17 protein-coding genes are annotated in these 12,667 nt (G+C 43.1%); 6 read left to right on the top strand and 11 right to left on the bottom strand.

The genetic code is table 11. From position 1 onward, the window contains the following. Positions 1–107: 107 nt before the first annotated feature. The 3 genes from KFE98_02780 to KFE98_02770 all read right to left on the bottom strand — a co-directional run bounded on the left by KFE98_02780 (position 108) and on the right by KFE98_02770 (position 3,118). The gene (locus KFE98_02780) at positions 108–1,220 is read right to left on the bottom strand and encodes an MFS transporter (GenBank protein UTW63098.1); all 1,113 of its coding nucleotides are present in this window, start codon (positions 1,218–1,220) and stop codon (positions 108–110) included. A gap of 105 nt (positions 1,221–1,325) precedes the next feature. Then, the gene (locus KFE98_02775; protein ID UTW63097.1) at positions 1,326–2,678 is read right to left on the bottom strand and encodes an NAD(P)-binding domain-containing protein; all 1,353 of its coding nucleotides are present in this window, start codon (positions 2,676–2,678) and stop codon (positions 1,326–1,328) included. 50 nt (positions 2,679–2,728) lie between these two features. Next, positions 2,729–3,118: a PspC domain-containing protein gene (locus tag KFE98_02770; GenBank protein ID UTW63096.1), complete on the bottom strand. Its 390-nt coding sequence runs from the start codon at positions 3,116–3,118 to the stop codon at positions 2,729–2,731. Positions 3,119–3,160: 42 nt separating this feature from the next. Here KFE98_02770 and KFE98_02765 point away from each other — a divergent pair, with 42 nt between their 5' ends. Next, on the top strand, positions 3,161–3,310 hold the full coding sequence (locus KFE98_02765; protein UTW63095.1) for a hypothetical protein: 150 nt from the start codon (positions 3,161–3,163) through the stop codon (positions 3,308–3,310). Between the two features lie 68 nt (positions 3,311–3,378). On the opposite strand, the gene KFE98_02760 is transcribed toward KFE98_02765, so the two are convergent. Further along, complete coding sequence (locus KFE98_02760) at positions 3,379–3,942, bottom strand: hypothetical protein (GenBank protein UTW63094.1); 564 nt, start codon at positions 3,940–3,942, stop codon at positions 3,379–3,381. Positions 3,943–4,316: 374 nt separating this feature from the next. Further along, on the bottom strand, positions 4,317–4,880 hold the full coding sequence (locus KFE98_02755; protein UTW63093.1) for a hypothetical protein: 564 nt from the start codon (positions 4,878–4,880) through the stop codon (positions 4,317–4,319). 155 nt (positions 4,881–5,035) lie between these two features. Between KFE98_02755 and KFE98_02750 the strand changes: the two genes are divergently transcribed. Next, positions 5,036–5,446, top strand: coding sequence for a hypothetical protein (locus tag KFE98_02750; GenBank protein UTW63092.1), 411 nt, complete (start codon positions 5,036–5,038; stop codon positions 5,444–5,446). Between the two features lie 14 nt (positions 5,447–5,460). Here KFE98_02750 and KFE98_02745 read toward each other — a convergent pair whose 3' ends face one another. The 3 genes from KFE98_02745 to KFE98_02735 form a co-directional block, all read right to left on the bottom strand. Beyond that, positions 5,461–5,808 (bottom strand): hypothetical protein, encoded by a 348-nt coding sequence (locus KFE98_02745; protein UTW63091.1) that lies wholly within the window; start codon positions 5,806–5,808, stop codon positions 5,461–5,463. A 447-nt stretch (positions 5,809–6,255) separates the two neighbouring features. Further along, entirely contained in the window at positions 6,256–6,615 is a 360-nt protein-coding gene (locus KFE98_02740; GenBank protein ID UTW63090.1) for a hypothetical protein, read from the bottom strand. Positions 6,616–6,718: 103 nt separating this feature from the next. After that, a complete protein-coding gene (locus tag KFE98_02735) occupies positions 6,719–7,150 on the bottom strand; it encodes a helix-turn-helix transcriptional regulator (protein ID UTW63089.1) in 432 nt (143 codons plus the stop codon). A 96-nt stretch (positions 7,151–7,246) separates the two neighbouring features. On the opposite strand from KFE98_02735, the gene KFE98_02730 reads away from it, so the two are divergent. Together KFE98_02730 and KFE98_02725 are read left to right on the top strand one after the other, a co-directional pair. Then, positions 7,247–7,726 (top strand): nuclear transport factor 2 family protein, encoded by a 480-nt coding sequence (locus KFE98_02730; protein ID UTW63088.1) that lies wholly within the window; start codon positions 7,247–7,249, stop codon positions 7,724–7,726. A gap of 50 nt (positions 7,727–7,776) precedes the next feature. After that, positions 7,777–8,304 (top strand): hypothetical protein, encoded by a 528-nt coding sequence (locus KFE98_02725; GenBank protein ID UTW63087.1) that lies wholly within the window; start codon positions 7,777–7,779, stop codon positions 8,302–8,304. A 73-nt stretch (positions 8,305–8,377) separates the two neighbouring features. Here the strand turns inward: KFE98_02725 and KFE98_02720 are convergent, their stop codons facing one another. From KFE98_02720 to KFE98_02710, 3 genes are all read right to left on the bottom strand, one after another. After that, positions 8,378–8,755 carry a DUF1428 domain-containing protein gene (locus KFE98_02720; protein ID UTW63086.1) on the bottom strand — a complete coding sequence of 126 codons (378 nt, stop codon included), beginning with the start codon at positions 8,753–8,755 and terminating at the stop codon, positions 8,378–8,380. Positions 8,756–8,848: 93 nt separating this feature from the next. Beyond that, on the bottom strand, positions 8,849–10,141 hold the full coding sequence (locus KFE98_02715) for a hypothetical protein (GenBank protein UTW63085.1): 1,293 nt from the start codon (positions 10,139–10,141) through the stop codon (positions 8,849–8,851). Between the two features lie 143 nt (positions 10,142–10,284). Further along, on the bottom strand, positions 10,285–10,776 hold the full coding sequence (locus KFE98_02710; GenBank protein UTW63084.1) for a hypothetical protein: 492 nt from the start codon (positions 10,774–10,776) through the stop codon (positions 10,285–10,287). A 369-nt stretch (positions 10,777–11,145) separates the two neighbouring features. Between KFE98_02710 and KFE98_02705 the strand changes: the two genes are divergently transcribed. Then, entirely contained in the window at positions 11,146–11,712 is a 567-nt protein-coding gene (locus tag KFE98_02705; GenBank protein ID UTW63083.1) for a TetR family transcriptional regulator C-terminal domain-containing protein, read from the top strand. Between the two features lie 191 nt (positions 11,713–11,903). After that, positions 11,904–12,638, top strand: a complete 735-nt coding sequence (locus tag KFE98_02700; protein ID UTW63082.1) for an SDR family oxidoreductase — start codon at positions 11,904–11,906, stop codon at positions 12,636–12,638. The last annotated feature ends 29 nt before the right edge of the window (positions 12,639–12,667 follow it).

Raw genomic sequence — 12,667 nt, 5'->3', positions numbered from 1 at the left:
ACAACAATTTTTTCCTGTAGCTTTTATTCTAATTACTCTCATAAAGAATGGTATTTAATCGTTTTCAATAGCTAAGACGAAGGCCTTCGAAAATGATGCAGAAAGGGTCAAAATTTTTTCTTCCACAGCCAATGGGAGGGAATGGATCTCACGAATTGAAAAGATTTTAAAAGCCATGTAGAAAGGCAGAGAATTACCAATGCCGCCAGGCCAAACAGCCCTTGAGGGTTGCTTATTTCCACCAGATATATTCCCAAAAGAGCTCCCATGGCTGCTCCGAGATCCCACCAGGTGCTTATGTTGGAAATGACCTGAAGGGAATTCATGCGTTTGCGGTCCAATTCGAGTGCCACAAGAGGGGAGAAGGTAACGATGATGGAGTTGAACAAAAAAGCGAGGACAATTCCCAATTTAGGTTGGTTAAAAGCCATTAGAAACAAGGCCAAAACACAGATGAGGATAGCCGCTCCGTATAATTTGACCGGATCCATTTTTAGCGCTATAAACCCGCTGAGTAGGGATACTACCACGGCAAACAGTTTCTTTAAGAGCAGATAAAAAGCTACGGCAACCAGGAGTTCGCCCGAGGAGTTAAATCCTGTTCCAAGAATCTGGGCCAGTGAGACCACCATAACTCCATCGATGATAAAAGAGAGTGAAAATACCAGCAGGTTAATTGCACTGGGGTAAAAGGTTCTTTTGGTTTTGATCGTAGTATCCTGATTTTGTAGCGGAAGCATAGGTAAGAAAAAGCTCAAAACGATTCCTATTGAACTAAACAACGCAATGACCCAAATTCCCGGTTCAACTCCCAGTTGATTGACCAATGGCGGACCAAACCAAAAGACGGCCAGGGCTCCGCTGGTTTTAATACTCTGCGCCAAGGCAAAGGTTAAGCCCTTCCGTTGTGTTTCCTGAGCGGCATAATGAAGCGTGGAAATTTGCAGCCCGGAATAACACAGGCCCCAAACCAACCGGGCCAATACGAATAGGATTAACCCTACCTGAAGCCCGTACACCAGGGTGGTCATCACAGCCAACACAGAGCAAAAAATAAGGACCTTTCTCGCACCCACCCTGGCCATGATTATAGCCACTTGGGAATTAGCCACGATTCGCACAAACCGATTAATGGAAAGCAATAGGCCAATAGCGAAAAAGGAAAAGCCCATTTCTTTTCCGTAAATAGGCAGAATGGGATACAAAAGCGCGTCACCCAATCCGGCAAAGGCTGTGACGCTGCTGGAAATTAAAGCCCCCCTAAATGGGAGGCTTTTAGAGAATCTACTGAAAAATACCTTGGAAAGACCTTGCATGTTGCTCGGTTATCCGCAGCATCCACTCACCGTACCTTGGGCTGACCGCTCCATGGACTCCACTTCAACAGGTTCGGGAGCACAACAACTCGAGCCGCTTTTCAGGTTGAGAGAGGAACTACAAACTCCGGTTTGAGGAAGATCAAGTTCCACCCGTTTAGCCCCTTCTTTATCTCCGGACAGATAGGCAACAATCGATCGAACCTGTTCATAGCCGGTGGCCATCAGAAAGGTAGGAGCCCGTCCATAGCTTTTGGATCCTACGATGTAGAAATCTTCTTCCGGATGCCTCAATTCGGCTTCACCATGGGGACGAACGGTGCCACAGCTGTGAATATTTGGATCGATCAATTCGGCGAGATCAGATACCGATTCTAAAGAGGAATCGAGATCCGTTCTGATTTCCCGAATCATGTCCAAATTGGGTCTCGCTCCAGTGTTACTGATGATTTCGTCCACTTCTCCGATTTTTACCAATTCTCCTTTTAATTCGCCCTGAATCTCAATGCCTGTTTCCTGTTCGGAGAGCCTGAGGATGTGGTAGGGGGTATAAATATGAAGGCGTCCGCTATTGACCAAATTCTCAATCCGAATACCGAGGGTACCACGGGCTTGAAGCTCGTCGGCCTCTTGTCCGCCATACACTTGAGAGATGTCTGGTTTACGAAGGATCCAGGAGATTTTTGTTTCCGGATAGAGGTTTTGTACATCGGCCAAATCGAGCAGGGCATTTATGGCTGAATGACCGCCTCCTACCACCACTACATGTTTGTTTTTGTAGCGCTCCAATTCCTGGTGCTTAACATCTGGAATCCCGTAATAAATGTGCTTAGCCAGTTCCTGTTCTCCCTGTGCCATCACACCTCCCGATCCAATAGGATTGGGTTGATTCCAGGTTCCGGAAGAATCGATCACGGCACTGGCTTCGTAATAGTTGACTAAGCCATTTTCCTCCACCTGGATGGAGAAGGGTTTTTCATTTCTTCCCCAGGTTTTCATTTTGTCAAAGCCCTTTCTTCCAATGGACAAAACCTTTGCATTTAACTTGATATGAGGTTTGATGGATGGAAGCTGAGAAAAGGGATGGAAATACTCATCTACTAGTTCTTTTCCGGTGGGTAGGCTTTCGGGATCAGGTTCCAGCCAGTCCGTTTGTAGCAAAAGCTCACGAGCCACCTTATCCAGGTTGTAGCGCCACGGAGAAAAAACACGGACGTGTCCCCAGGACAAAAAATTGCGACCTACCGAATCGCCTGCTTCGAACAATAGGAATGGTATGTCTTTTTTAGTCAGGTGGGCTGCAGCTGCCAATCCGACCGGACCCCCACCAATAATGGCAACGGGTAAATTTGAATTTTGCATTTCTTCTATTTTGATCGCTAAGACGACCTAATTCTGGAATGATGCAATTTTCATTTAACCATTCTCGATCCCAGAAGAAATCCACCGATACCACCTGCGACGGCCCCACAGAGGCTAAAAAAAATGACAACCAGAAAACCTGAACTGTCACCACCAATGGCTATAAGACCTCCCAAATACCCGCAAAAGAATCCCGCGATAATGCCGATAACGGCGGGTATGGCTGTTTTGAAGGATGGTTTTTGGAGTTTGTTGGGTGCTCCATTTTGCTCGGGCAGAGATACCAACAAGACCAAATAAACGAGAACCGGGAAGAAGAAGAACAGGGTAGAGCCAACAAATAGGAGCCGAAGGACAATGACCGGAATATTCCATGTCTCCGAAAGACCCTGGCAAACACCTCCAATCATCTTCTTTTCCGATCTATAGAGCTTGGGCATGCTGAAAGATAGAAAGTTTAAAATACCTTCGGCAAAATAATCATGAATCACGCAGAGGACATTAGCATAGGCCCGGGAAAATGGATCCATTGGATTGAATTTGATGCACAAGCGATTAAGCCCATGGATTTGGATCCTATCCTTGAACCTACCCTAGAATTATGGGAGAATTGGAGGTGGATTGCTCTATGAGTCCGTTAATCAGCATGAACCTCTCAAGGCCACAAGCTCAAAAAAATAGGAGTAAGAATGGCTAATACTTAAGGAACAAAATTCACTTCAAACCGAGCATAGCCAAAAGCAAAATGATTGGTTCCACCATTGCCATCTCCTACCGTTATGGGACTTGAATGATGAATATAATCACCAGGTTTTAGTGTAATACTGGTTACTCCTAAGGCTGTGCAAATTCCAGGATCCAGGGGCATATTATAGGTTCCTGATCCATATACAAACCCTGATGGAGTCAAGTTCGGCATGTGTTGGTAGTAGATATTCATGTAACTTTTTCCATTGGGATCAGTTATTGGCGAGCCGAACCCAACTGGTTCAAAGTCAAATGGAAGATTATTGTCTTTGACTGAATAACATATGGTTGATGACTCCTTCCAACAGGAATCTATCTCGAAATCTCCATAACGAACTCCACCAAGCGTACTGTTTCCAATAGTCGAGGTCCGTAGCGACTTCTCTTGATCATTGGATTCATGAGTAGATTCTTGTTCATGTTGATTTTGAGTTAATTGATTTTCCTTTTTACAGGAGAACGTGATAATGCTAAAAGTCAAGCAAATGGTCGATAAGATAAAAAGAGATTTTTTCATTTTGATTTTTTTATATTGTAAAACTCTGGTTTTCAAATTGATATTTTGCCGCCGAATTCAAAAGCAGATGAACCAAATTCAAAATGGATATACCCTTAATCCTGGTTGCACTTAATAATTTGGAAATAGTTTAGACTACCTTCGGCTAAATAATCATGAATCATGCAGAGGACATTAGCATCGGCCCGGGAAAATGGATCCATTGGATTGAATTTGGTCCACAAGTGATTAAGCCTATGGATTTGGATCCTATCCTTGAACCTACACTGGAATTATAGGAGAATTTGGAGGTGGATTGCTCTATGAGTCCATTAATAAGCATGAACCTCTCAAGGCCACAAGCTCAAAAAAATAGGAGTAAGAATGGCTAATACTTAAGGAACAAAATTCACTTCAAACCGAGCATAGCCAAAAGCAAAATGATTGGTTCCACCATTGCCATCTCCTACCGTTATGGGACTTGAATGATGAATATAATCACCAGGTTTTAGTGTAATACTGGTTACTCCTAAGGCTGTGCAAATTCCAGGATCCAGGGGCATATTATAGGTTCCTGAGCCATAAACAAACCCTGTTGGAGTTAAGTTCGGCATGTGTTGGTAGTAAATATTCATGTAACTTTTTCCATTAGGATCAGTTATGGGCGAGCCGAACCCGACTGGTTCAAAGTCAAATGGAAGATTATTACCCACGATTGTAAGACATGTGGTTGAAGTCTCCTTCCAACAGGTATCTTTCTCGAAATCTCCATAACGAACTCCACCAAGCGTGCTGTTTCCAATAGTCGAGGTCCGTAGCGACTTCTCTTGATCATTGGATTCATGAGTAGATTCCTGTTCATGTTGATTTTGAGTTAATTGATTTTCCTTTTTACAGGAGAACGTGATAATGCTAAAAGTCAAGCAAATGGTCGATAAGATAAAAAGAGATTTTTTCATTTTGATTTTTTTATGTCGTAAAACTCTGGTTTTCAAATGGAAATTTTGCTACCGAATTCAAAAGCAGATGGACCAAATTCAAAATGGATATACCCTGAATCCTGGTCTCACTAAAAAATTTGGAAATAGTTTAGACTACCTTCGGCTAAATAATCATGAATCACGCAGAGGACATTAGCATCGGCCAAGGAAAATGGATCCATTGGATTGGATTTGATGCACAAGCGGTTAAGCCCATGGATTTGGATCCTATCCTTGAACCCACCCTGGAATTGTGGGAGAATTTGGAGGTAGATTGTCTTTCGGCTTGCTGTGGGTTAAATGCTTTTTCCTTTTGGGAGGATGATATTCTCCATGCCCAAAGTCAGACAGGGAATCCTAATTTGAAGCATAATCTTGACGAAACTATTCGGAAGATTGAGTTGATGGAGGTGGAAGTACTGGTGAGTAGTCGCCTAAATCAACTGATCCATAAACAAGTGTTTCTGCAGCTGTTGGAGCACCTATTCATGACTTTGAAGCCAGCAGAAGGAGAGGTTAAAAGTGATTCCGAAAATCTTGGATGACCCAAATTTCTGCACTATTCAAAGGCGTTAGCCAAATTTTGAGCCGATTCCTCAATACCCTTGCGCTGAATTCTTTTCATAAGGCCATTGAAAAGCCTTAGTACTCCCTTGGTTTCGCCGGCTACAATCCAATGTAATTCGCAGTTACCATCTTCGGTGTCGGTGAGGTAAAAGTCCTCCATAAGTGCTGTTGCCATGGGAATGCTTGATCGTAAGAATATAAAGTTGAAACGACTATTTTCTTCCCAGATTAGAAACTTCTCTTCTGCCACGTATTTACCGTTGATTTCAACCGTTCGGGTAGTGCCTTCTTCAAAGGGTAGGGGGAGGTCCAGATCACTTTTGTAATTCCTGTGTGCCACTTTGGCCAATTGTCGGCCTCCTTTAAATACTGGAAGACCTCTTCCTTCGAAGCATTTATCTTTTTGTGACCGTTTAAAATAAACGGTGCGTTCTCCAAAAAATCCAGATCTACCTGGGTCATGTCATGCATTTTCTTGGTGCTGGCAAGATCTATGGCCGCTTGTTTTCTATTTTCCAGTGAATCGTTGGATTGTCCGCTTAAGCTCATACTGATTATTACGAATGGCAAAAAAATTAATGCTCTCATTTTTCAAAATATGGTGAGGTGCAAAGTTGAAAAACAAGGTTCTGAGCAAGTTGAAATTAATTTCAGAAATGCATTGGGGTACCCATATCCGCTTCATTCAAAGGAATTACTGAGGGCATTCTTTAGTTACTGGAAGAATAGATGTAGGCGCCTCTAACCAGGCGGGTAAGAAGAGGGGAAAGATGAAATAGAGGCAGCCTTAGTTTGATTTGCCTCTTCTTTGATCCAGAATTTTCTTCAGGGCTTTGGCGCTGTTGGCCATGTGCGTGTCGGTGAGCCACATACCGAGCTTGGTCCTTCTTAGGTGAATAATCACTTTGGCCTTTTTGTAGGATTCTCCGTCGGGAAACATGGGGACGCCATTCAAAATCCAGGTGACGATTCTCATCCACTTGGCCAATACGGGAAACCAAGTATGATCCAATTGAACGAATTGCAAATCATCGTAAGCATAAAAACCGGAATTCTGTTCGGTCTGTTCGTCGTGTAGGTGAAATCCGTTGTCTAAGAGTTGAAATTCAATCTTGGGACTTTTCTTCAGAACAATGCTTTCAGTCATATCACATTAGATTTCCGGTTAACTCCCTCAAGATACTAATAATTTTAGCGTCTTCTTTGACTGACTTGGTCCCATCCTCCATGAAATTGCACAGGTGGAAAAGCTAGGAACGATTGGCGCTGTAGGTATCGGTTCCGATATGTTCTTGGATCGAATCGATCACTGCATCTCTATCCGTTTCCAGTTTTTGAATGAAAGCCGGACTCACATTTAGGGTGCTATCATATTTCGCCGACCACTTGATTAGCTCAACCAATACCGGAATCAAATCCATTCCCTTAGTGGTGAGTGAATACACCTTTTTGGTCTTTTGTTTTTCATACACTTCGGAGGTAATCAAACCGGCGCTTTCCAGCTTTTTTAATCGATCCGACAGGATGTTGGTCGCTATGCCTTCCTTGGAGTTTAGAAACTCTTTGTAAAATTTTTTCCCCTCAAAAATGAGATCTCGGATGACCAACAATGTCCACTTATCTCCCAGGTATTCAAGCGCATAATTGATGGGGCAATCTGACCTTAATTCTTCTTTTTTCATAAATGCTTGCATTTTGCAAGTAAAAGTACTTACATTTGTTTACTTGCAAAATGCAAGTTAAATAGAATTAACGAAACGGTACTAAAATTTAGAATAATGAAAACCTATCAAGTAGATGTAAGCAAGCTCAGAAAGCCCACATGGAGTGAGGAAGAATATCAAAACGCCCTCATTGTTGGAGACTTTGTACAAAACCTAATGAATGATCACAATTTCGATTACATCAAAAAGAAATACGGATCACATCCTTACAAGCAACACAACCAGAGTATGGTGGACGGATTGAAGGGTGTACTCAAGGTGGTATCCGACTTTGCTAAAAGATATCCGGATTACACCTACGATGTGCGCCACATGTATGTGGATGGTCCTTATGTAACGGTTCATTCACACGCTACCAACAACAAGAAACACCGGGGCAATGCGCAAAAAGGGCTAAACATCATGGACATCTGGAAAGTGGAAGACGGAAAGATCACCGAGCATTGGGATGCTGTTCAACCCATCCATGGATCGATGCGCTTTCTGTTTTGGATGATCGGAGGAAAATTTAGAAACAAAAACACCTTTTTCTAAATCTTATTCGCCCTCAAATCAAAGTAATTACCTCTAAAAACAAGTATAAAATGATCAAATTAGGAGAAGCTTCTGCCGAAGCCATTGTCAATACCAGTATTGAATCTATCAACATTTCTGAATGGCTGTTTAGCCTGAGTTCAGAAGACTATGCCGCTTGTGCCTCGGGTCATCAGGGAGCTGCACAAGGATCGCTCCCTTCCGGGAAAAGAGTATCGATGAACGTGGAACACGTGGCGGGCTATTTCATGGTTCAGCACTACATCGAAACCATTTCTGAAAAGGATCGTGTGCTCACCGTTTCACCCAATACTGTGCTGTGGCTCGATGATGAAAAGTACGTCATTCTACAAATCACCTGGGAACTCAAACTCACCAAAGTGGATGATCATAGCTGTAAACTCACTTGCCTGGTTACCTCTGAAACTGAAAATGAAATGTTCGTTCAGGCTACGCACGAGTTGACCAAAGATTTGGACCCTGCAGAAACTCCATTCCAATTGCACATAAATGAGGAAACGCCACTCTTTGCCAAAGACATGGAGGCAAAGGCCCTGGCTGGAGTGTGGCTCAATTGAAAGACAGTCACAAGAATCAGATGAATTAGGTTAGGTTTGATCTTTAGGAATGATGGTGGGGTTATCTGCAATTTTAGTCCAATTGAACGAGCGGTTTAAACCCACCATAAATCATTCTACTCGCATCAAAAATTAATCTTTTGGGATCGACCAATGGCCCTACCAATTCAGCCATTCTCTGGTCGTTGGGTACTTGCTTGTTAGCCTGGTCCCGAATCTCTTTGGAAGGGAAAACTACCCATCCAAAGATGACGACTTCATTTTCTTTCAAGTCCACCGAATTAGCGAAGGACCTTGTCCCCGTTAAGGTCAAGTCATCACCCTGGTATTCAAAGTAGGCCAGAGCACCATACTCCTTCCAGATTTCGGCCACTTTTTCTGCTACACCTCTGTATTCATCCAAGTGAACTTTAGGGATCGGAAGTACAAAGCCGTCAATATAATTTGTCATAGACTCAATCCTTTTCGTTGCTCGTTCAGATTGCAAAGCAAAACAACGATCAAGATAATAAGAACTGAAGTCTCTACAACCTTCTACGAGCCTTTAGTAATGACTCTTGATGTATTCTAAGGCATTTGCGGTTTCATTGGCCGTTCGCATGGATATAATAGGTTTGGCCGTTTCACCAGCATTCCCAAACCAACCAAAATTACGGACGTTGTAAATATCCGTTGGCAAAAGATCATCTTGTACCAAAGGCTCGCGGCTAAAGGCGTAGTTTAAATCTCCTTTGAGATTCAAGATGGATCTTCGAGTGGACTCGCTATGGCAGCTAATGCAATCGGTATTCAAAACGTTGCAATAAGACGGATTGGCGATAATGTTTGGAATATCCCGGTTTAGAGGAAGCGAGTCTCCGGATATGGCCGGAGCATCGAGCTGAAGGTTCATATGATACAATACCGCGGTACTCACTCCTTGATTATCTATCCAATTTCTATTGGGCCTTTGGATAGGTGGGCCAGCCATATTGAGCGTGTTTTGTGTATTCAATATTTGAAAACTCGGAGCACGGGCCATATCAAAAAAGATCCAGGGTTCGGGACGTGGAGCAAGCCCCATAAAAGCAATTAATTCTAATCGACCTTTGGGCAGATGTTTGTTGAGAAAAGCCTCAATCTTGTCGGCATATCCAGGTACCTTGTATTTCAATCCAGGGTTGACCTGTAAAAGGGTATCGGTATTGAGTTTTCTCATACCTTCCACATATTCCTTGATTTTTACCACGTCATCAAGAATGCTTTTGAATGCGGCCGTGTCTGGCTGAAAGGGCTGTTGACCATTCAAGGTGTAACTAAAAGGAAGATGAGCCGTGAAGTCATGAACAACAACTTGATTGCCCTGTAGGGTAACTGGCTGCACTACGAGCCGTATTTGAGGTATGGTTCCAACGACGTCGATCACTGCTTGGTTGGTGCTTGGTGCGGCCGGGTCAACTCGGAAACCCACAACCTTCCAGTTTTCCCTTTTCAAAAGGGAACTGTCATTCCCATAGACAAAGGTGATTTGCTTAAATTCCGGAGGAGACGGGAAATTGGGAATTTGAAGGCTGTCCCTGGCCATGCTTACCACTTGATTAAATTGATCCTCGGGCCATATCTCTGTGTTTCCAATGGTGGTATTTGCGCTAAGCAACAAGCCCACGTCCTTAGCGTTTTGGGGCACGGGCCAAAGGATGGATATATCGTTTAACGACAGATCCTGAATACCCAAATTACCTGCTGCCGTCGCTTTGTTGCTCATGGGCTTATCGTTACATGCCATGAAAAGAGTACATAGCAATAGGAAGAGGATATAGGGCTGAAAGCGTGATTTATGAATTGAGTAGAATTTCATGATGAATCGTGTTTAGTTCAGGTGGAGATCAAAGGGACGGTCAATTCCCCAGGCCGATACATGGAAGTGCATCAGCACCAGGGTTTATTGACGCTAATTGGAAATCGGTTGGTTTGCCATGGATTTGATTTTAGGCTACTGATCTATCCATTAGGCAAGGAATTTTGAAGGCTTAGAATTTGGTAAACCGTGAGTGTTGGGTAGGCAGAGAATTCGGGTTGGAGCACCCCATCCACAAACGAGCGATCATTTTTTCGAACATAATCTTGAAAATTGGCCAGGTTTTGTGCAACGGGAATCAATCCATCTGGATGATAGGAATAACCGATAAGGGTATCAAAGATATCTCCCAGCTCGTCCGTAAAAGCCTGGATGTATTTATCGAAATCTCCATCGTAAGTGGTGATTACAGAAAGTTGGAGGGGACTTAAGAAAACAAATCGGGCAAAATGAACAGTCCCAATTTTGATTAATGCGTCATTTACTTTTTCTTGAACTTCTGCACTGGCAAGATAATTCTTGGCTTTTAAGGCATACTCAGGAGACTTGAGCTCAAAAACAAAGGTTAGTGGATTTGATACCTGTTGAGTGTCGCTACTGGCAGCAGGGCTTGTTTTAGTTTCATTAGTTGACATGATAGTAGATGTATTAGACCCGGGAACCGATCCGGCTGTTCTTGTTTAACCGTTCAATTCTTCCGGATGAGTCGTTTTTTAGCGTGGATTCTGCTCCACCAATTCAATGCTTGATTTTTCAAAGTTGAAGGAGATTGGGTCCCTACATAAGAGCAGATAGATGGGTTTTGAGGAACGGTTAGAAATACCTGTTTCAATTTTTGATTGGGATAGAAATGTCCGTTTTGTCTCTTTCAGGACTTTATGCGTGATGTTATCGCTCTTTCAAAAACCATTAGACTGATTGGTCTAATATTTTGTTACATTTGTTCCATCGTTAATTTTACATGGAAAAGCATCGATTGATTTTTCGATGGTGAATCTGGAGAAATGACAAAAGACAAAGCCATAGAAGCGGGATTGAAATTATTCTTCCAAAAGGGATATGGTAATGTAGGGTTGACGGAAATCCTCAAAACTGCTGAAATTCCTAAGGGGTCATTTTATCACCATTTTGGAAGTAAGGATGATTTTATCCGGGAAGTATTGGACAAGTATTCCAGCTCGGGCCTGGCTGATTTTAAGGCTCTACTGCTGGAAAACAAGACCAAGACTCCTAAAGAAAGAATCTATCATTTTTACGCCCAAAGAACGGATGAAATAGAAGCCGAAGAATTCAACAAAGGCTGCCTGTTGGGAGATAGTTGCAACCAGGGAGGATTGAGTGAAGACTCCATGAACTTTGTAGATCAGCAGTTGGGGAAATGGCAAATGGTCATTGAATTGTGCCTGGATGAAGCCAAATCTTTAGGTCAGCTGAATGAGCAGGCAGATACCCGAATGTTGGCTGCGGTCATTCAAAATGGATGGGAAGGGGCCTTGCTACGTATGAAGGCATCCAAGAGCCGCCAACCCTTGGATGATTTTTTGGCCAGTATCGATCTACTTGTTCCTTAGTCAGCTGCCTGAAGGACATCATTAGAGATAGCTTGCTTATCACCATTGGACGTAGGGCAGGGAAGGATTTGTTGGAATGATAGAGTATTAAAAGAATTGAAAACAAGAAAAGATTGCGGTCGGTCAATCTTTTTTTTGGACTTAAAACTAAACCGACCGGTCTAATAATAATTCAATATTTTAAAGTAAAAATGAAACTTAAAAACAAAGTCGCAGTCATTACAGGCGGGAACAGTGGAATTGGATTGTCAACTGCTCAGTTGTTTGCGCAGGAAGGGGCCAAAGTCATCATAACTGGAAGACGTAAAGAAGCTTTGGATCAAGCAGTAGCGGGTTTAGGTGAAAATGCGGAAGGCATTGTATCCGACGCTTCGAGCTTGTCAGATATCAAATCCTTGTACGAAACCGTAAAAGGGAAGCACGAAAAGATTGACGTGTTATTCCTCAATGCGGGAATCGGCATTTTTGAACCCCTCGGAACCATTACGGAAGAGGCTTACGATAAGCAATTCAACATTAACGTTAAAGGGCTTTTGTTTAACGTACAGGAAGCCTTGCCACTTTTAAACCCGGGAGCATCGGTAGTGGTTACCTCTTCGGTAGTTGACCAGAAGGGATTTCCTACAACAGCCGTTTATTCCGCGACAAAAGCAGCGGTGCGCAGTTTTATCCGAACCCTGGCAGCTGAATTGGCAGAAAAAGGGATTCGCGTAAACTCCATCGCACCAGGACCTATTGAAACGCCATTTATGGAAAACTCGGACATTTCAGATGAAAGCGTCGCGGGTTTTGTATCCATGGTTCCTCTACAGCGATTGGGTCAGCCGGAAGAAATTGCCAAATCGGCCTTGTACCTGGCCAGTGAGGATTCGTCCTACGTAACCGGTATCGATTTAGTAGTTGATGGTGGAATGGTAAGCGTTTAAGAAGAGGCCTACTATTAAACTTAAGGAAC

This window comes from bacterium SCSIO 12741 (assembly GCA_024398055.1).
GTDB lineage: Bacteria > Bacteroidota > Bacteroidia > Flavobacteriales_G > Salibacteraceae > SCSIO-12741.
Note: the sequence above shows the minus strand (reverse complement) of the source record. Positions and strands in the feature narration are given on the sequence as shown.

Coding starts and splice junctions, on each gene's coding strand:
- KFE98_02775 (UTW63097.1), bottom strand. CDS start 2,678: ATGCAAAATTCAAATTTACCCGTTGCCATTATTGGTGGGGGTCCGGTC.
- KFE98_02770 (UTW63096.1), bottom strand. CDS start 3,118: ATGCCCAAGCTCTATAGATCGGAAAAGAAGATGATTGGAGGTGTTTGC.
- KFE98_02765 (UTW63095.1), top strand. CDS start 3,161: ATGAATCACGCAGAGGACATTAGCATAGGCCCGGGAAAATGGATCCAT.
- KFE98_02760 (UTW63094.1), bottom strand. CDS start 3,942: ATGAAAAAATCTCTTTTTATCTTATCGACCATTTGCTTGACTTTTAGC.
- KFE98_02755 (UTW63093.1), bottom strand. CDS start 4,880: ATGAAAAAATCTCTTTTTATCTTATCGACCATTTGCTTGACTTTTAGC.
- KFE98_02750 (UTW63092.1), top strand. CDS start 5,036: ATGAATCACGCAGAGGACATTAGCATCGGCCAAGGAAAATGGATCCAT.
- KFE98_02740 (UTW63090.1), bottom strand. CDS start 6,615: ATGACTGAAAGCATTGTTCTGAAGAAAAGTCCCAAGATTGAATTTCAA.
- KFE98_02735 (UTW63089.1), bottom strand. CDS start 7,150: ATGAAAAAAGAAGAATTAAGGTCAGATTGCCCCATCAATTATGCGCTT.
- KFE98_02730 (UTW63088.1), top strand. CDS start 7,247: ATGAAAACCTATCAAGTAGATGTAAGCAAGCTCAGAAAGCCCACATGG.
- KFE98_02725 (UTW63087.1), top strand. CDS start 7,777: ATGATCAAATTAGGAGAAGCTTCTGCCGAAGCCATTGTCAATACCAGT.
- KFE98_02720 (UTW63086.1), bottom strand. CDS start 8,755: ATGACAAATTATATTGACGGCTTTGTACTTCCGATCCCTAAAGTTCAC.
- KFE98_02715 (UTW63085.1), bottom strand. CDS start 10,141: ATGAAATTCTACTCAATTCATAAATCACGCTTTCAGCCCTATATCCTC.
- KFE98_02710 (UTW63084.1), bottom strand. CDS start 10,776: ATGTCAACTAATGAAACTAAAACAAGCCCTGCTGCCAGTAGCGACACT.
- KFE98_02705 (UTW63083.1), top strand. CDS start 11,146: ATGACAAAAGACAAAGCCATAGAAGCGGGATTGAAATTATTCTTCCAA.
- KFE98_02700 (UTW63082.1), top strand. CDS start 11,904: ATGAAACTTAAAAACAAAGTCGCAGTCATTACAGGCGGGAACAGTGGA.